This window comes from Ramlibacter tataouinensis TTB310, assembly GCF_000215705.1.
In the GTDB taxonomy this organism is placed as follows: Bacteria; Pseudomonadota; Gammaproteobacteria; order Burkholderiales; family Burkholderiaceae_C; genus Ramlibacter; species Ramlibacter tataouinensis.
On sequence record NC_015677.1, the window covers coordinates 2,429,713 to 2,447,455 of the forward strand.

General features: G+C 67.8%; 18 protein-coding genes. 9 read left to right on the forward strand and 9 right to left on the reverse strand.

Going from position 1 to position 17,743, the window contains the following annotated elements:
- Positions 1 to 66: 66 nt before the first annotated feature.
- Genes aat through RTA_RS11725 form a run of 3 tightly spaced genes read left to right on the forward strand, consistent with a single transcriptional unit; the run spans position 67 to position 2,385 of the window.
- The gene (gene aat, locus RTA_RS11715) at positions 67 to 813 is read left to right on the forward strand and encodes a leucyl/phenylalanyl-tRNA--protein transferase (RefSeq protein ID WP_041676365.1); all 747 of its coding nucleotides are present in this window, start codon (positions 67 to 69) and stop codon (positions 811 to 813) included.
- Positions 810 to 1,556, forward strand: coding sequence for an arginyltransferase (locus tag RTA_RS11720; protein WP_013901618.1), 747 nt, complete (start codon positions 810 to 812; stop codon positions 1,554 to 1,556). The genes aat and RTA_RS11720 overlap by 4 nt, the downstream gene beginning before the upstream one ends.
- A gap of 40 nt (positions 1,557 to 1,596) precedes the next feature.
- Complete coding sequence (locus RTA_RS11725; protein WP_041675424.1) at positions 1,597 to 2,385, forward strand: IclR family transcriptional regulator; 789 nt, start codon at positions 1,597 to 1,599, stop codon at positions 2,383 to 2,385.
- A gap of 54 nt (positions 2,386 to 2,439) precedes the next feature.
- Here the strand turns inward: RTA_RS11725 and RTA_RS11730 are convergent, their stop codons facing one another.
- The 7 genes from RTA_RS11730 to RTA_RS11760 form a co-directional block, all read right to left on the reverse strand.
- Positions 2,440 to 3,510: a serine hydrolase gene (locus RTA_RS11730; RefSeq protein WP_081466268.1), complete on the reverse strand. Its 1,071-nt coding sequence runs from the start codon at positions 3,508 to 3,510 to the stop codon at positions 2,440 to 2,442.
- Between the two features lie 107 nt (positions 3,511 to 3,617).
- Positions 3,618 to 5,156: a 2-isopropylmalate synthase gene (locus RTA_RS11735; RefSeq protein ID WP_013901621.1), complete on the reverse strand. Its 1,539-nt coding sequence runs from the start codon at positions 5,154 to 5,156 to the stop codon at positions 3,618 to 3,620.
- Entirely contained in the window at positions 5,141 to 6,838 is a 1,698-nt protein-coding gene (gene leuA / locus RTA_RS11740) for a 2-isopropylmalate synthase (protein WP_013901622.1), read from the reverse strand. The genes RTA_RS11735 and leuA overlap by 16 nt, the downstream gene beginning before the upstream one ends.
- Before the next feature lie 178 nt (positions 6,839 to 7,016).
- The gene (gene pssA, locus RTA_RS11745; RefSeq protein ID WP_041675429.1) at positions 7,017 to 7,832 is read right to left on the reverse strand and encodes a CDP-diacylglycerol--serine O-phosphatidyltransferase; all 816 of its coding nucleotides are present in this window, start codon (positions 7,830 to 7,832) and stop codon (positions 7,017 to 7,019) included.
- A gap of 77 nt (positions 7,833 to 7,909) precedes the next feature.
- On the reverse strand, positions 7,910 to 8,926 hold the full coding sequence (ilvC, locus tag RTA_RS11750; RefSeq protein WP_013901624.1) for a ketol-acid reductoisomerase: 1,017 nt from the start codon (positions 8,924 to 8,926) through the stop codon (positions 7,910 to 7,912).
- Between the two features lie 43 nt (positions 8,927 to 8,969).
- Positions 8,970 to 9,461, reverse strand: coding sequence for an acetolactate synthase small subunit (gene ilvN / locus RTA_RS11755; protein ID WP_013901625.1), 492 nt, complete (start codon positions 9,459 to 9,461; stop codon positions 8,970 to 8,972).
- A gap of 113 nt (positions 9,462 to 9,574) precedes the next feature.
- The gene (locus tag RTA_RS11760) at positions 9,575 to 11,353 is read right to left on the reverse strand and encodes an acetolactate synthase 3 catalytic subunit (protein ID WP_013901626.1); all 1,779 of its coding nucleotides are present in this window, start codon (positions 11,351 to 11,353) and stop codon (positions 9,575 to 9,577) included.
- A gap of 279 nt (positions 11,354 to 11,632) precedes the next feature.
- Here RTA_RS11760 and RTA_RS11765 point away from each other — a divergent pair, with 279 nt between their 5' ends.
- From RTA_RS11765 to RTA_RS11785, 5 genes are all read left to right on the forward strand, one after another.
- Positions 11,633 to 12,199 carry an RNA polymerase sigma factor gene (locus RTA_RS11765; protein WP_013901627.1) on the forward strand — a complete coding sequence of 189 codons (567 nt, stop codon included), beginning with the start codon at positions 11,633 to 11,635 and terminating at the stop codon, positions 12,197 to 12,199.
- Entirely contained in the window at positions 12,196 to 12,621 is a 426-nt protein-coding gene (locus tag RTA_RS11770) for a DUF3619 family protein (RefSeq protein ID WP_013901628.1), read from the forward strand. Before RTA_RS11765 ends, RTA_RS11770 begins: the two co-directional genes overlap by 4 nt.
- An 8-nt stretch (positions 12,622 to 12,629) precedes the next feature.
- Positions 12,630 to 13,226, forward strand: coding sequence for a DUF3106 domain-containing protein (locus RTA_RS11775; protein ID WP_013901629.1), 597 nt, complete (start codon positions 12,630 to 12,632; stop codon positions 13,224 to 13,226).
- A gap of 70 nt (positions 13,227 to 13,296) precedes the next feature.
- Positions 13,297 to 13,773: an RDD family protein gene (locus RTA_RS11780; protein ID WP_264362939.1), complete on the forward strand. Its 477-nt coding sequence runs from the start codon at positions 13,297 to 13,299 to the stop codon at positions 13,771 to 13,773.
- Positions 13,774 to 13,801: 28 nt separating this feature from the next.
- Positions 13,802 to 14,446 (forward strand): LOG family protein, encoded by a 645-nt coding sequence (locus RTA_RS11785; RefSeq protein ID WP_013901631.1) that lies wholly within the window; start codon positions 13,802 to 13,804, stop codon positions 14,444 to 14,446.
- Between the two features lie 15 nt (positions 14,447 to 14,461).
- On the opposite strand, the gene RTA_RS11790 is transcribed toward RTA_RS11785, so the two are convergent.
- Both RTA_RS11790 and RTA_RS11795 read right to left on the reverse strand, forming a co-directional pair.
- Positions 14,462 to 14,800 carry a P-II family nitrogen regulator gene (locus RTA_RS11790; protein WP_041676366.1) on the reverse strand — a complete coding sequence of 113 codons (339 nt, stop codon included), beginning with the start codon at positions 14,798 to 14,800 and terminating at the stop codon, positions 14,462 to 14,464.
- Between the two features lie 39 nt (positions 14,801 to 14,839).
- Positions 14,840 to 16,504 (reverse strand): NAD+ synthase, encoded by a 1,665-nt coding sequence (locus RTA_RS11795; RefSeq protein WP_041675431.1) that lies wholly within the window; start codon positions 16,502 to 16,504, stop codon positions 14,840 to 14,842.
- On the opposite strand from RTA_RS11795, the gene RTA_RS11800 reads away from it, so the two are divergent.
- Positions 16,491 to 17,738, forward strand: coding sequence for a GNAT family N-acetyltransferase (locus tag RTA_RS11800; protein WP_013901634.1), 1,248 nt, complete (start codon positions 16,491 to 16,493; stop codon positions 17,736 to 17,738). The genes RTA_RS11795 and RTA_RS11800 overlap by 14 nt on opposite strands.
- The last annotated feature ends 5 nt before the right edge of the window (positions 17,739 to 17,743 follow it).

Genomic DNA, 17,743 nt, shown 5'->3' on the forward strand with positions numbered 1-17,743 from the left:
AAAGCGGGGTTTTCCATCAGTTGCCCGCTTGAGGCGGGCCGGATCGCGCGGCTATGCTTGGCCTTCATGCGGCTTCCGTGGCTGGATCCAGGCGATCCCTTTCCCAATCCCTCGCAGGCCTGGGGGCCTGAGCAGGCTGCGCCCGGGCTGCTGGCCGCCGGCGGCGCACTGGACGTGGACAGCCTGTGCCGAGCCTATGCTGGCGGCATCTTCCCCTGGTTCAGCGAGGGCCAGCCCATCCTGTGGTGGAGCACCGATCCGCGCATGGTGCTTTTCACCGACGAGTTCAGGCTGCACCGCTCGCTGCGCAAGACGCTGTCCCGCTTCATCGAAACCTCCGGTTGCGAGCTGCGCATCGACACCGTCTTCGACGCGGTGATCCGCGCCTGCGCCGGCAGTCCGCGCGAAGGCCAGGCAGGCACCTGGATCGTGCCGGACATGGTGAAAGCCTACACGGCTCTGCACCGGGCCGGCCACGCGCACAGCGTCGAGACCTGGATCGACGGCGAGCTGGCGGGCGGGCTGTACTGCGTGGCGATGGGACAGGCGGTGTTCGGCGAGTCCATGTTCACGCGGCGCACCGATGCCTCCAAGATCGCGCTGGCCGGGCTGGTGGCGTTTTGCCGCCACCACGGCGTGCGCCTGATCGACTGCCAGCAGAACACCCGGCACCTGGCATCGATGGGAGCACGCGAAATCCCGCGGTCGGACTTCGTGGCGCAGGTGGCCCACAACAGGTTGAAACCGGCCCTTCGCTGGCGATTCGACCCCGTATACTGGCACGACCTCCTGCTGCCGAGGCCCTCCGCGTGACGCACCTCAAGGACCTTCCGCTCCAGACACTGCAGTTCTACGCGACTGCGCCCTACCCGTGCAGCTACCTGCCCGGCAAGCAGGCGCGATCGCAGGTGGCCACGCCCAGCCACCTGATCCACAACGACGCGTACTCCGACCTGGTGACCAGCGGCTTCCGCCGCAGCGGCATGTTCACCTACCGGCCCTACTGCGACGGTTGCCGCGCCTGCGTCCCCTTGCGCGTGCTGGCCGACCGCTTCAAGCCCGACCGCAGCCAGCGACGCGCCTGGGCCCGCCATGGGAACCTGCAGGCCCGCGTACTCAAGCTGTGCTTCGTGCCCGAGCACTACCACCTGTACTTGCGCTACCAGAACGGCCGCCACGCCGGCGGCGGCATGGACCACGACAGCATCGACCAGTACACGCAGTTCCTGCTGCAAAGCCGGGTCAACTCGCGGCTGGTGGAGTTCCGCGAGAGCCGGCCCGATGGCTCGCCCGGGCCGCTGCGCATGGTGTCCATCCTGGATGTCCTGGGCGACGGCCTGTCGGCGGTCTACACCTTCTACGAACCGGACCCCACCGCCAGCTACGGCACCTACAGCGTGCTGTGGCAGATCGAGCAGGCGCGTCAGCTCAAGCTGCCCCACGTGTACCTGGGCTACTGGATAGGCCAGAGCCCGAAGATGAGCTACAAGGCGCGCTTCCAGCCGCACGAGGTGTTGCTCGACGGCATCTGGACCGCGGGCTCCGGGCCCCGCTGACGTTTCACAAGATAAAATCGGGCAATTCCGCCGATTGCCCATGAGAAAGTCTTCCGCCCCTGCCACGCCGACCATCCAGGTCATCGAGCGCATGTTCGCGCTGATCGACGTGCTGGCGTCACGAGAGGAGCCGGTCGCGCTCAAGGAGATCAGCGAGCGCACCGGCCTGCATCCCTCCACCACGCACCGCATCCTCAACGACCTGGCCGCCGGTCGCTTCGTCGACCGGCCGGAGCCCGGCTGCTACCGCCTGGGCATGCGCCTGCTGGAGCTGGGAAACCTGGTCAAGGGCCGGCTGAACGTCCGCGACGCCGCGCTGGTGCCCATGCGCGAGCTCCACAAACTGATCCAGCAGCCCGTCAACCTCAGCATGCGCCAGGGGGACGAGATCGTCTACATCGAGCGCGCCTACAGCGAACGCTCGGGCATGCAGGTGGTCCGGGCCATTGGCGGCCGTGCGCCGTTGCACCTGACTTCCACCGGCAAGCTGTTCCTGGCGGCGGACGATCCGCCGCGCGTGCGCGCCTATGCCACCCGCACCGGCCTGGCCGGCCACACCCGCAACAGCATCACGCAGTTGGCCGCTCTTGAGCGGGAACTGGCGAAGGCGCGGCAGTACGGCATCGCGCGAGACAACGAGGAGCTGGAGTTGGGGGTGCGGTGCATGGCGGCCGGCATCTACGACGACCAGAGCCGGCTGGTGGCAGGGCTGTCGATCTCGGCCCCCGCCGACCGGCTGGACGAAGGCTGGCTCACCAAGCTGCAGGCGACGGCCATGGAAATCTCGGCGGCACTGGGTCATCGCCAGTCATCGGCCAAGGCCGCCTGACCTGAAAAGGACACGGCCCCGAGGGGCCGTGTTTTCACCTTCGCGCGAAGCGCGTTACCCGTTGATCTGCTCGACCGCGGCGGCACTGGGTGCGGCCGGGACGGCCGCGGCAGGCGGGTTGGCCTCCACCCAGCGGCGCACCCGCTCGGCATCGCCCAGGCGGCTGAACTTGCCCGCCGAATCCAGGAACACCATGATCAGCTTGCGGCCGGCCACGCGGGCCTGCATCACCAGGCACTGGCCCGCTTCGGAGATGTAGCCGGTCTTCTGCAGGCCGATCTCCCACTGGGGGCTCTTCACCAGACGGTTGGTGTTGTTGTAGTGCAGCGTGCGCTTGCCCACGGCCACCTGGTAGCCGGTGGAGGTGGAGTACTCGCGCAGCATGGAATCGCTGTAGGCGGTGCTCACCAGCAAGGCGAGGTCGTGGGCGCTGGACTGGTTGCGGCTGGACAGGCCGGTGGGCTCCACATAGGTGGTCGCGTTCATGCCCAGCATCCGGGCCTTGGCGTTCATCAGCCCGACGAATGCCGACATGCCGCCGGGAAAGGTGCGGCCCAGGGCGTTGGCGGCCCGGTTCTCGCTGGACATCAGGGCCAGGTGCATGGCTTCCGCACGGGTCAGCCGGGTGCCCACGCGCAGGCGCGAGCCGCTGCCCTTCTCGGTGTCCACGTCGTCCTGGGTGATGGTTATCATCTCGTCCATCGGCAGCTTGGCCTCGCTGACCACCAGGGCGGTCATCAGCTTGGTCAGGGATGCGATGGGCAGCACGGCCGAATCGTTCTTGGACAGCAGGACCTCGTTCGTGTCCTGATCGATCACCAGGGCCACGCTGGACTTGAGGTCCAGCTCATCATCGGCGGAATGCAGCCCGGCCAGGCGGCCGAACGACGGCCGGACCGGCACCGCACGAATGACGGAGCGGCGCTTCTTGGCGACCACGAAGTCGCGGGACACCCGCTTGCCGGACGAGGCATGCTGCTTCTTCACAACATTGCCCTTGCGCGGCGCAGCGTCTGCAACCGTCGGCGCCAGGCCCACTACCAGGGCCAGGGTAGCAACTATATGTAGCAGTCGGTTCAAGGTTTGTCTCTCTGAAATACGAGCACAACAGTTCAAGAACGACATCCAAGGCCCATTCCTGAGCGCTTGAGTCTACTCATCCTGAAAATAGACGCAATATCAACGACTTAGGTAAACCTCCTAAGCCGGTGCCCGAATTATAGGAAAGGCCCTCAACCTTGTGCAGCCACCCGATCAGCTTTACTTTGTAACTTGTTGAGAGCACTGAGATATGCCTTTGCAGACGCCACCACGATATCCGGGTCTGCGCCCACGCCGTTCACGATGCGGCCGGAATTCTGCAGCCGCACCGTCACCTCGCCCTGGCTCTCGGTCGAGCCGCTGATGGCATTGACCGAATACAGCACCATCTCGGCCCCGCTGCGGACATGGCTTTCGATGGCCTTGAGCGAGGCATCGACCGGTCCGTTGCCATGCGACTCGCCGCGCACCTCGCGTCCGCCCACCGTGAACACGACGCTGGCATGGGGCCGCTCACCGGTCTCGCTGCGTTGGGACAGCGAAACGAAGCCGTACTGATCCTGCTCCTGCGTCACGCTCTCGTCGCTCACCAGCGCCAGGATGTCCTCGTCGAAGATCTCGCTCTTGCGGTCGGCCAGCTCCTTGAATCGGGCGAAGGCCGCGTTCACCTCCACCTCGCTGTCCAGCTGCACCCCCAGCTCCTGCAGGCGCTGCTTGAACGCGTTGCGGCCGGACAGCTTGCCCAGCACGATCTTGTTGGCCGCCCAGCCCACGTCTTCGGCGCGCATGATCTCATAGGTATCGCGCGCCTTGAGCACCCCGTCCTGGTGGATGCCGCTGGCATGGGCAAAGGCGTTGGCGCCCACCACGGCCTTGTTGGGCTGTACGACGAAGCCCGTGGTCTGGCTGACCATGCGGCTGGCGGCCACGATGTGCTGGGTGTCTATGCCCAGCTCCAGGCCGAAGTAGTCGCGGCGCGTCTTCACCGCCATCACCACCTCTTCCAGGGAGCAGTTGCCGGCACGCTCGCCCAGCCCGTTGACGGTGCACTCGACCTGGCGGGCGCCGCCGATCTTGACGCCCGCCAGCGAATTGGCGACCGCCATGCCCAGGTCGTTGTGGCAGTGGACCGACCAGATGGCCTTGCCGGAGTTCGGGATCCGTTCGCGCAGGGTCTTGATGAAGTTGCCGTAGAGCTCGGGCACTGCATAGCCGACGGTGTCCGGCACATTGATGGTGGTCGCGCCCTCGGCAATCACGGCTTCCAGCACGCGGCAGAGGAAGTCAGGCTCGCTGCGGTAGCCGTCCTCGGGCGAGAACTCGACGTCGGCGCACAGGTTGCGCGCGAAGCGCACCGACTGCCTCGCCTGCTCCAGCACCTGCTCGGGCGTCATCCGCAGCTTCTTCTCCATGTGCAGCGGCGAGGTGGCGATGAAGGTGTGGATGCGGGCGCGGGCGGCGCCGCGCAGGGCCTCGGCGGCGCGCGATATGTCGCGGTCGTTGGCGCGCGAGAGCGAGCACACGGTCGAGTCCTTGACCGCGTTGGCGATGGCCTGGACCGCCTCGAAATCGCCGGGGGAGCTGGCGGCGAAGCCGGCCTCGATCACGTCCACCCGCAGGCGCTCGAGCTGGCGGGCGATGCGCAGCTTCTCATCCTTGGTCATGGAAGCGCCCGGCGACTGCTCGCCGTCGCGCAAGGTGGTGTCGAAGATGATCAGCTGCTCTGCCATGTGCGCTCCTGCGGTTTCTTCTGGGGTTGGGCGCGCTCCAGGCCCGAGACGATGGCCTTGAGCGACGCCGAGACGATATTGGCGTCCATGCCGACACCGAACAGCGTCCGGTTGCCCACGCGCAGTTCCAGATAGGCCACCGCCTGGGCATTGGCGCCCTCGCCAATGGCGTGCTCGTGGTAGTCCAGCACGCGCAGCGGCTGCCCGGTGGCGCGCCCCAGCCCGTCGACGAAGGCGTCGATCGGCCCGGTGCCGCGGCCTTCGACCTTCATCCGCCGGCCGGCGACGCTCACCTCGGCCTTCAGGCTGACCTCGCGGCCTTGCGCGGTGTCGCGCTCCTGCAGCACCGGGTGCTGCGGCGCGACCACGCTGCGCACCCCGTACTCGCGCTCGAACAGCTCGAACAGCTGCTGGGCGCTGAGCTCCTTGCCCGACGCGTCCATCACGGCCTGCACCACCTGGCTGAACTCGATCTGCAGCCGGCGCGGCAGCTCCAGGTCGTACTCGCTCTCCAGCAGGTAGGAGATGCCGCCCTTGCCCGACTGGCTGTTCACGCGGATCACGGCCTCGTAGCTGCGGCCCAGGTCCTTGGGGTCGATCGGCAGGTAGGGCATGTCCCAGGCCTCCCCGTCCTTGCGGGCGGCAAATGCCTTCTTGATGGCGTCCTGGTGCGATCCCGAGAACGAGGTGTAGACCAGCTCGCCCACATAGGGATGACGCGGGTGCACCGGCAGCTGGTTGCACCATTCCACCGTGCGGCGGATGTCGTCGATGTCGGAGAAGTCCAGCCCCGGGTCCACGCCCTGGGTATAGAGGTTCAGCGCCACGTTCACCAGGTCCAGGTTGCCGGTGCGCTCCCCGTTGCCGAACAAACAGCCTTCCAGCCGGTCGGCGCCGGCCATCACGGCGAATTCGCCCGCCGCCGTGCCCGTACCCCGGTCGTTGTGCGGATGCACCGACAGCACGATCGCCTCGCGCCGGGCCAGGTGCCGGTGCATCCACTCCACCATGTCGGCGAAGATGTTGGGCATGGAATGCTCCACCGTGGAGGGCAGGTTGACGATGCACTTGCGCCCGGGCGTGGGCTGCCAGACTTCGGTCACCGCGTCGACCACCCGCTTGGAGAAGGCCAGCTCGGTGCCCGAGAACATCTCGGGCGAGTACTGGAACACCCAGTCCGTGCCCGGCTGCCGGGCCGCCAGCTCATTGAACAGGCGCGCCTGCGAGGTGGCCAGCTCGACGATGCCATCTTCATCCAGCCCCAGCACCACCTTGCGCATCACCGGCGCCGTGGCGTTGTACAGGTGCACGATGGCGCGGCGCGCGCCCTGCAGGGCCTCGAAGGTGCGGCGGATCAGCGGCTCGCGCGCCTGGGTCAGCACCTGGATGGTCACGTCGGCCGGCACCAGGTCTTCATCGATCAGCTTGCGCACGAAGTCGAACTCCACCTGCGACGCCGAAGGAAAGCCGATCTCGATCTCCTTGAAGCCGATCTTCACCAGCGCCTGGAACATGCGCAGCTTGCGCGCCAGGTCCATGGGTTCGATCAGCGCCTGGTTGCCGTCGCGCAGGTCGACGCTGCACCACTGCGGGGGCCGCGTCAGCACCACGTCGGGCCAGGTCCGGTCGGAAAGGCGCACCGGAGCGAAAGGCCGGTACTTGCTGGCGGGGTTCTTCAACATGGCGATCCTCTTGCTTGCAGGTGAACCGGCAGCCCCGGAATGAAAAACGGCCCGCTGCTGGTGCATACGGGCCGTGGTTCGGGAAATGCGCGTGCGCTACCGTCTCCGCCCGTAGGGGGATAGCAGTAGAGCCAGCGCGATTCCGTTCATGGCGCGAAATGTAGCACAGCCCGGCGGCTCACTTGTGCAGGCCGCTTTCCTCCGGCTCGTCGGTGGAGGTGCTGATGACGCTGGCGCGCTGGCCCTTGGCCTTGCGCCAGCCGTAGACCACGTAGCCGGACAGGCCGTAGACCACGAACAGGGCGAACAGCACGACCGGCGGATGGATGTTGATCACGGCGATGCCCAGCGCGATCAGCACGATCACCACGAAGGGCACGCTCTTTTTCATCTGCACGTCCTTGAAGCTGTAGAACGGCACGTTGGTCACCATCGTCAGGCCGGCGTACAGCGCGACGAAGAACATCACCCAGCGCACGTCCGCTCCGGCGATGCCAGCCTCGGTCATCAGCCAGATGAAGCCAGCCACCAGCGCCGCCGCCGCAGGGGACGGCAGGCCCTGGAAGTACCGCTTGTCCACCACCTGGGTGTTGACGTTGAAGCGCGCCAGCCGCAGCGCGCCGCAGGCGCAGTAGACGAAGGCCGCGATCCAGCCCCAGCGGCCCAGGCCCTTGAGCGCCCATTCGTAAGCGATCAGCGCGGGCGCCGCGCCGAAGGACACCATGTCCGACAGCGAGTCCATCTGCTCGCCAAAGGCGCTCTGGGTGTTGGTCATGCGGGCCACCCGGCCGTCCAGGCTGTCCAGCACCATGGCGCAGAAGACACCCACCGCCGCCAGGTCGAAGCGGTCGTTCATGGCCATCACCACGGCATAGAAGCCGCCGAACAACGCCGCCAGCGTGAACAGGTTGGGCAGGATGTAGATGCCCTTGCGGCGCTTGCGCACCACGACGCCTTCCACTGGCGAGAGATCGGATTCGTGACCGTGGTGCATGTGTGCGAGTGTAAGGCCGGGCCGCTGGCGGCGCCCCCCTTTGGAGGGAGGCAGCCGCAGGCCGCTTCGGGGGGAGCTTAGTTCCGGCTCTGGTCGACCAGCTTGTTCTTCTTGATCCAGGGCATCATGGCGCGCAGCTGCTCGCCCACCACCTCGATCTGGTGCTCGGCGTTCAGGCGCCGGCGCGACAGCAGCGTCGGCGCGTTGGCGCGGTTCTCCAGGATGAAGCTCTTGGCGTACTCGCCGGTCTGGATGTCCTTGAGCACCTGCTTCATCACCTGCTTGGTCTCCTCGGTGATGATGCGCGGACCCGTGACGTACTCGCCGTACTCCGCGTTGTTGGAGATCGAGTAGTTCATGTTGGCGATGCCGCCCTCGTAGATCAGATCCACGATCAGCTTGAGCTCGTGCAGGCACTCGAAATAGGCCATCTCCGGCGCATAGCCGGCTTCCACCAGCGTCTCGAAGCCGGCCTTGATCAGCTCCACCGTGCCGCCGCACAGCACGGCCTGCTCGCCGAACAGGTCGGTCTCGGTCTCCTCCCGGAAGTTGGTCTCGATGATGCCGGCCTTGCCGCCGCCGTTGGCCATGGCGTACGACAGCGCCAGGTCGCGCGCGCGGCCGGTCTTGTCCTGGTGCACGGCCACCAGGTGCGGCACGCCGCCGCCCTGGGTGTAGGTGCTGCGCACGGTATGGCCCGGCGCCTTGGGCGCGACCATCCACACGTCGAGGTCGGCGCGCGGCTGCACCTGGCCGTAGTGCACGTTGAAGCCGTGCGCGAAGGCCAGCGAGGCGCCCTGCTTGATGTGGGGCTCGACATCGTTCTTGTAGACGCTCGCGATCTGCTCGTCGGGCAGCAGGATCATCACGACATCGGCCGACTTCGCGGCATCGGCCACCTCGGCCACCTTCAGGCCGGCCTTCTCGACCTTGGGCCAGCTGGTGCCGCCCTTGCGCAGGCCGACGACCACCTTGACACCGCTGTCGTTGAGGTTCTGCGCGTGGGCATGGCCCTGCGATCCATAGCCGATGATGGCCACCTGCTTGCCCTTGATCAGGCTCAGGTCGCAGTCCTTGTCGTAATAGACCTTCATGTTGCTCTCCTATAAAAATGGTTTTTCGGCGCTTCGGGGTGGGTCATACCCGCAGCACGCGCTCGCCGCGGCCGATGCCGCTGGCGCCGGTGCGCACGGTTTCCAGGATGGCTGTGCGGTCGATGGCTTCCAAGAAGGCGTCGTTCTTGGACTGGTCGCCGGTGAGCTCGATGGTGTAGCTCTTCTCGGTGACGTCGATGATGCGGCCGCGGAAGATGTCGGCCATGCGCTTCATTTCCTCGCGCTCCTTGCCCACGGCGCGCACCTTCACCATCATGAGCTCGCGCTCGGTGTAGGCGCCCTCGGTCAGGTCGACCACCTTCACCACCTCGATCAGGCGGTTGAGGTGCTTGGTGATCTGCTCGATCACGTCGTCCGAACCCGTGGTCTGGATGGTCATGCGCGACAGCGAGGCGTCTTCCGTCGGCGCCACGGTCAGCGATTCGATGTTGTAGCCGCGGGCCGAGAACAGGCCCACTACGCGGGACAGTGCGCCGGGTTCGTTCTCCAGCAGCACGGCGATAATGTGTTTCATTCTTCCGATTCCTCTTTTCGGTGCCCTCCCCCGCCGCCGGTAAGCGGCAGGCTTGGCAGCCAATAGATTCGTCAAGGAGCCGTGTCCGCGCCAGCGGACCGGCTTGTCGTCCGTTACAGGTCTTCGCTCCCAAGGAGCATCTCGGTGATGCCCTTGCCGGCCTGCACCATCGGGAACACGTTCTCGGTGGGGTCGGTGCGGAAGTCCATGAACACCGTGCGGTCCTTGAGCTTGCGCGCCTCGCGCAGCGCCGGCTCCACGTCGCGCGGATGCTCGATCAGCATGCCGACGTGGCCATAGGCCTCTGCCAGCTTCACGAAGTCGGGCAGCGCGTCCATGTAGCTGTGGCTGTAGCGGCCCTCGTAGTCCAGCTCCTGCCACTGGCGCACCATGCCCAGGTAGCGGTTGTTCAGCGACACCACCTTGATCGGGGTCTTGTACTGCAGGCAGGTCGACAGCTCCTGGATGCACATCTGCACCGAGCCCTCGCCGGTGATGCAGTAGACCTCGCTGTCGGGCTTGGCCAGCTTGATGCCCATGGCGTAGGGGATGCCTACGCCCATGGTGCCCAGGCCGCCGGAGTTGATCCAGCGGCGCGGCTCGTCGAACTTGTAGTACTGGGCCGCCCACATCTGGTGCTGTCCCACGTCGGAGGTGATGTAGGTGTCCACGCCGCGCGTCATGTTGGACAGCGTTTCCACCACGTACTGCGGCTTGATCACGTCCTTGTTCTTGCGGTCGTACCTCAGGCAGTCGCGCTTGCGCCAGTCCTCGATGGTGCTCCACCAGGCGCCCAGGGCCTGGGCGTCGGGCTTGGCGGCGGACTCCTTGACCATGGCGATCAGCTCGGCCAGCACCTCCTTGACGTCGCCCACGATGGGGATGTCCACCTTCACCCGCTTGGAGATGCTGGAAGGGTCGACGTCGATGTGGATGATCTTGCGCTCGTTCTGCGCGAAGTGCTTGGGATTGCCGATCACCCGGTCGTCGAAGCGCGCGCCCACCGCGAGCAGCACGTCGCAGTTCTGCATGGCGTTGTTGGCCTCGATGGTGCCGTGCATGCCCAGCATGCCCAGGAACCTGGCGGAAGAGGCCGGGTAGGCGCCCAGGCCCATCAGCGTGTTGGTGCAGGGATAGCCCAGCATGTCCACCAGCTCGCGCAGCTCGGCCGTGGCATTGCCCAGGATCACGCCGCCACCGGTGTAGACGTAGGGCCGCTTGGCCGCCAGCAGCAGCTGCAGCGCCTTGCGGATCTGCCCGCCGTGGCCCTTGTGCGCCGGCTTGTACGAACGCATCTCCACCCTGTCCGGATAGCCGGTCCAGGCGGTCTTGTTGAACGACACGTCCTTGGGGATGTCCACCACCACCGGGCCCGGGCGGCCGCTGCGGGCGATGTGGAATGCCTTGCGCATCACCTCGGCGAGGCTGCGCACGTCCTTGACCAGGAAATTGTGCTTGACGATGGGCCGGGTGATGCCCACGGTGTCGCACTCCTGGAAGGCATCCAGGCCGATCGCGTGGGTGGGCACCTGGCCGGTGACGATCACCATCGGGATGCTATCCATGTAGGCCGTGGCGATGCCGGTGACCGCGTTGGTCACGCCGGGGCCCGAGGTCACCAGCGCCACGCCGACGTCGCCAGTGGCGCGCGCGTAGCCGTCGGCGGCATGCACGGCCGCCTGCTCGTGGCGCACCAGCACGTGCTGGATGGTGTCCTGCTTGTAGAAGGCGTCGTAGATGTGCAGAACCGCGCCGCCCGGGTAACCCCAGACGTACTTGACGCCTTCGGCCTGCAGCGACTTGATCAGGATTTCGGCGCCGCGCAGCTCCTGCGGGTGCGCGGACTGGGCGGCGGCGGCCGCCGAGGCGAGCTCGGCCTTGGAGATTTCCATGTCGATCAACCTTTCGATTTTTCTCTGACGAAAAACGTGGGGTGCCCCTTCGCGCGCTCTTGTGGAGCCGTGTCGGGACTTAGAGCACCGGGCCATGGGCGTGCCGATCGGGCCGCCGGGCCAAGGCTCGTTTGCCTTTTGACTTGCAGCGCGATTATGGCATTGCTGCACATCAGCGCCTGGCGCGCGCCGGGCGCGGTGCGATAATGCCGAGCCGCGCACCGTCCAGCCGGGCGGCGCACCGAAGAGACAAACGCCGCCGTCCCTGCGATCCGCGCCTTGGCCACCGAACGAGAACTCTCCGATTTCCTCAAGAGCGTGGAGAAGCGGGCGTTCAAGCGCTCGCTCTACCACGTGCGCGACGAGGAGGCCGCGCTGGACATCGTGCAGGACAGCATGATGAAGCTGGCCGAGCACTACGGCGACAAGCCGCCAGCCGAGCTGCCCATGCTCTACCAGCGCATCCTGTCCAACTGCACCCTGGACTGGTTCCGCCGGCAGAAGACGCGCAAGGCGCTGTTCTCCAACATGAGCGACTTCGAGTCGCCCGAGGACGACGGCGAGTTCGACCTGCTGGAAACTTACCTGGCGCAGGACAGCTCCCAGCAGGTGGAGAGCGCCGAGGACGCCACCCGCCGGGCCCAGGTGCTGCGGGAGATCGAGGCCCAGATCCAGGAATTGCCGGCTCGTCAACGGGAGGCGTTCCTAATGCGTTACTGGGAGGATATGGACGTGGCCGAAACGGCAGCGGCCATGGGCTGCTCGGAAGGCAGTGTCAAAACCCACTGCTCGCGCGCGGTCCAGGCCCTCAGCAGAGCTCTGAAGGCAAAGGGAATACAAGCATGACGCCCCACATCGCCCCTGCCGCATCGCTGCGGCTCGCGCAGGACCGCTTCGGCCGACGCCTGGCTGCCCGCCTGGATGCCGGCGCCGCCGAGCTGCCGCGCGACATCACCGAGCGGCTGCGTGCCGCCCGGGCCCAGGCCGTTACCCGGCGCAAGATCGCCGTGCCGCAGGCGGCCGGGGCGCTGGCCGCCGCCGGGCCGTCACCCGACCTCGGCAATTCCCGGCCCAGCCTGTGGGCCCGCATCGCCGCGGTCCTGCCGCTGCTGGCGCTGGCCGCCGGGCTGATCGCCATCCACGTCCTGCAGAACGAGCGCCGCGCCCGCGAACTGGCCGAAGTCGACGCGGCCCTGCTCACCGACGATCTGCCGCCGTCGGCCTATACCGACCCCGGCTTCGTGCAGTTCCTCAAGAACGACCAGTAAGCCCCGCCATGCCGCCGCGCCGCGCCCTTCTGTCCTTCGCGCTGGCCCTGACGGCAGCCTGCGCCGTGGCCGTCCCGGCGCCGGCGCAGACGGCGCCTCCCGCCGGGGCACGCGGGGCGGCCTCCGGCGCCAAGGCGGCACGCGCTTCCGACTGGGCGGAGTTGACCCCTGCGCAACAGCAGGCCCTCGCGCCGCTGGCGCCCCACTGGAGCGGCATCAGCACGGCGCAAAAGCGCAAATGGCTGGCCTTGTCGCGCAATTTCGACAGCCTGCCGCCACCGGAACAGGCCAAGCTGCACAGCCGCATGACCGACTGGGTGGCGCTGAGCCCGCAGCAGCGCACCCAGGCCCGCCTCAACTTCGGCGAGACGCGCCAGCTCTCGCCTGACGACAGGCGGGCCAAGTGGGAGGCTTACCAGGCCTTGCCGACCGAGGAGAAGCGCAAGCTGGCGGCCCGCGCGGCGCCCAAGACACCGGCCACGGCGGCGGCTGTCAAGCCGGTGCCGCCGCAGAAGCTGGCCCGCGTGCCGCAGCGCCAGGACAACGCCAGGCCGCCGCGCATCGCGGCCGAGCCGCAGCCGGCCACCCCGGCGCCGGCCCGCTGAGGTTGGTGCGGTGACGTTGTCCCCCGGGCCAGGCGGCCCGCCGTCCGCCGCGCCTGCTGGCCCGCACCCCCTGCAAGCTCCCAGCCTGCGCCGCCGCATGGCCAGCTGGCTGTACGAGGGCGTGCTGCTGTTCGGCGTCGTCGTGCCGGCCGGCCTGGTCTTCAGCGTGCTCACCGACATGCGCCACGCACTGGAGCAGCGCTCGCTGTTCGTCGGCTTCCTGTTCCTGGTGCTGGGCGCTTACTGCAGCTTCTTCTGGTGGAAGGGACAGACCCTGGCCATGAAGACCTGGCGCATCCGCGTGCTCGACCGGCACGGCCGGCGCCTGACGCCGCTGCGGGCAGCCGTGCGCTATGTCTTCAGCTGGATCTGGATCCTGCCGCCGCTGGCGATGTTCCAGGCCCGACGGTTCTCGGTGGCCGAGGTGCTGGTGCTGTTCATCGCCTGGGTGGCCCTGTGGGCGCTGCTCAGCCGCTTCCACCCGCAGCGCCAGTTCTGGCACGACGCCTTTGCCGGCACGCGGCTGGTGAGCGAACCGCCGCGCTGAGCCGACTCGGCCTTGGCGGTGCGCGAAAATGCCTGCCATGTCCGCCCTACCCGCCGCGTCCCCCACCGAACTCGCCCTCCATCAATCAAGCCCCAGCTTTTCCGTCTGCGTCTACTGCGGCTCCCGCAACGGCATGGCCGCGCCCTTCGTCCAGGCCGCCCAGACGGTGGGCCGCTGGATCGGCGAACGTGGCGGCCAGCTGGTCTACGGAGGCGGCAACAACGGCCTGATGGGCCTGGCGGCCGATGCCGCGCTGGCCGCCGGCGGGCGCGTGGTGGGCATCATCCCGCAGGCCCTGGTCGACAAGGAATGGGCCAAGCGCGACTGCACCGAGCTGCACATCGTGGACAGCATGCACGACCGCAAGCGGATGATGGCCGAGCGGGCCGACGCCTTCATCGCGCTGCCCGGCGGCATCGGCACTTTCGAGGAATTCTTCGAGGTCTGGACCTGGCGCCAGCTGGGCTACCACGACAAGCCGGTGGGGTTGCTCGACGTGGACGGCTACTACCAGCCCCTGCTGGCCTTCCTGCAATCGGCGGTGCGGCACGGCTTCATGAACGACTGGCAGATGGACCTCATCCGCGTGGGCAGCGACGCCCCGGCGCTGCTGCAGTCGCTGGTGCAGGACGCCGGGATGAACGCCGGCACCACCGACCTGTCACGGATCTGAGGGCCGCAGCGGGCTTCAGACCGCCGATTCGTCCGTCTCGCCGGTGCGGATGCGCACCACCCGCTCGACGCTGGTGATGAAGATCTTGCCATCGCCGATCTTGCCGGTGCGCGCGGCCTTGACGATGGCGTCCACGCAGCGCTCCACGTCGTCCTCGCGCACCACCACCTCGACCTTCACCTTGGGCAGGAAATCGACCACGTACTCGGCGCCGCGGTACAGCTCGGTGTGGCCCTTCTGGCGGCCGAAGCCCTTGACCTCGGTGACCGTCAGCCCGGTGACGCCGCACTCGGCCAGGGCCTCGCGCACCTCCTCGAGCTTGAAGGGTTTGACGATGGCGGTGATCTGTTTCATGGTCATGGCGTCGGCTCCGGTGCTCTTACTCTTGTGGTGTCAGGCACGGAAGTGCCCGGTAATAGGATAGCGCCAGTCCTTGCCGAAGCTGCGATGGGTGACCCGGATGCCCACCGGCGCCTGGCGCCGCTTGTACTCGTTGACGCGGATCATGCGCGCCACCCGCTCCACCACCGCCCGGTCGAAGCCGTCGGCCACGATCTGCTCCACCCCCTGGTCGTCCTCCATGTAGCGCTGCAGGATGGCGTCCAGCACCTCGTAGGGCGGCAGGCTGTCCTGGTCGACCTGGCCGGCCCGCAGCTCGGCGCTGGGCGGCCGCGTGATGATGCGTTCGGGGATGGGGCCGGCGCCGGCGCCGTACGGATCGTGCTGGTTGCGCCAGCGGGCCAGGCGGAACACCGTGGTCTTGAGCACGTCCTTGATGACGGCGAAGCCGCCGGCCATGTCGCCGTACAGCGTGCAGTAGCCGGTGGCCATCTCGCTCTTGTTGCCGGTGGTCAGCACGATGCTGCCGAACTTGTTCGACAGCGCCATCAGCAGCACGCCGCGGATGCGGGCCTGGATGTTCTCCTCGGTCGTGTCCTCGGCCAGGCCCTGGAATTCCTTGGCCAGCGCGGCCTTGAAGGCCTCGAACTGCGGCGCGATGGAGATCTCGTCGTAGCGCACGCCCAGGCGGGCGGCCATGTCGCGCGCGTCGATCCACGAGATGTCCGCGGTGTAGGGCGAGGGCATCATCACCGCCCGCACCTTGTCCTTGCCCAGCGCGTCGACGGCGATGGCCAGCACCAGGGCCGAGTCGATGCCGCCCGACAGTCCCAGCAGCACGCCCGGAAAACCGTTCTTGCCCACGTAGTCGCGCACGCCCATGACCAGCGCGTCCCACAGGTCGGCCTCGGCGTCGGCGGGCGGCACGAGCTGGCCGGACAGCGCCAGCGCCTCCCCCTGCCGCTCGCATTGCACGCTGAACAGCCCTTCGCGAAAGCCCGGCGCGCGCGCCACCAGCGCGCCTTCGGCGTCGACGGCGAACGAGCCGCCGTCGAACACCACCTCGTCCTGGCCTCCCACCAGCGCCGCGTACACCAGCGGCAGGCCCATGACGCGGGCGCGGTCGGCCATCCGGGCGTAGCGCTCGGCGTCCTTGCCGATGTGGAAGGGCGAGGCATTGATCACGGCCAGCAGCTCGGCGCCGGACTCCTTGGCCAGCAGGGCCGGCTCCTCGAACCAGGCGTCCTCGCAGATGAGCAGGCCCACGCTCACGCCTTCGACCTGGAACACGCAGCTGCCCTGCCCCGGCGTGAAGTAGCGCCGTTCGTCGAACACCTGGTAGTTGGGCAGCTCGCGCTTGGCGTAGGTTTCGATCACGCGGCCCTCGGTGACCACGCTGGCGGCATTGAGCCGGCGCTGCACGCGCACCGACTTGCTGCGGACGTCGCCGCCGGTGGGATGCCCGATCACCACATGCAGCCCCTTCAACCCCGCGAGCTCGCGGGCCACCGTTTTGACGGCATCATCGCAGGCGGCGATGAAGGCGGGCCGCAGGAACAGGTCCTCGGCCGCGTAGCCGCAGATCGACAGCTCAGGCGTGAGCACCAGGCGCGCGCCTTGCTCGTAAGCGCGGCGCGCCGCGTCGATGATTCTGCGCGCATTGCCAGGCATGTCGCCGACCACGAAGTTCAGCTGGGCGGTACAGATGTTGAGGGCCATGACCAACGTTGCGGCAACAGTGAAAAAAGACCCGATCGATTATGTCACCCGGGTCCTGGACTCGCCGCTCGGTGTAGGACAGGACGCCTGGAACCGGCTGCTGGCCGCCCAGCGGGACGCCACCCCCTTCATGCGCCACGAGTACCTCGCCGCCCTGCACGGCAGCGGCAGCGCGGTGCCGGCCAGCGGCTGGACGCCCCGCTTCGTCACGCTCTGGCGCGGCGACGAGCTGCATGGGGCCTGCGCGCTGTACCTCAAGGACCATTCCTACGGCGAGTACGTGTTCGACTGGGCCTGGGCCAACGCCTACGAGCAGCACGGGCTGTCGTACTACCCCAAGGCCCTGGTGGCCGTGCCCTTCACCCCCGTGCCCGGCGCTCGCCTGCTGGCGTGCGATGCGAAGGCGCGGCGCGCGCTGGTCGAGGCGCTGCTGAAGCTGTGCCGCCAGGAGCAGCTGTCGTCGCTGCACCTGCTGTTCCTGTCGGAGGACGACGCCCGGGCCTGCGAAGGCGCCGGCCTGATGGCCCGGCACACCGTGCAGTTCCACTGGACCAACGCCGGCTACGCCAGCTTCGACGATTTCCTGGCGGGCCTGGCCCAGGACAAGCGCAAGAAGATCCGCCAGGAGCGGCGCAAGGTGCAGGAGGCCGGCGTGGCCTTCCGCGTGCGGCGCGGCGCCGAGATCACCACGGCCGACTGGGACTTCTTCTACCGCTGCTACGAGCGCACCTACCGCGAGCACGGCAACCCGCCCTACCTCACGCGCGGCTTCTTCCGCCGCATGGCGTCCGACATGCCCGGGAACTGGGTGCTGTTCGTCGCCGAGCGCGCCGGCAAGCCCATCGCCAGCAGCCTGATCGCGGTGGGCCCCGATGCCCCGGCGGCCCAGGGTGCCATGGACAAGCCTTCCGAGGCCGCCTACGGCCGCTACTGGGGCGCCCTGGAGCGGGTGGATTGCCTGCACTTCGAGGCCTGCTACTACCAGCCGCTGGAGTGGTGCATCGCCCACGGGCTGACCCGCTTCGAGGGCGGCGCCCAGGGCGAGCACAAGATGGCCCGGGCGCTGATGCCGGTGATGACGCACAGCGCGCATTGGCTGGCCCATCCCGCCTTTGCCGATGCGGTGGAGCGCTTCCTGGAGCGCGAGGGCCAGGGCGTGGCCCGGTACCTGGAGCACCTGGAGCAGCGCAACCCGTTCCGGCAGGCAGAGGCGGATCAGGACCTGCCGAAGTAGCGAAA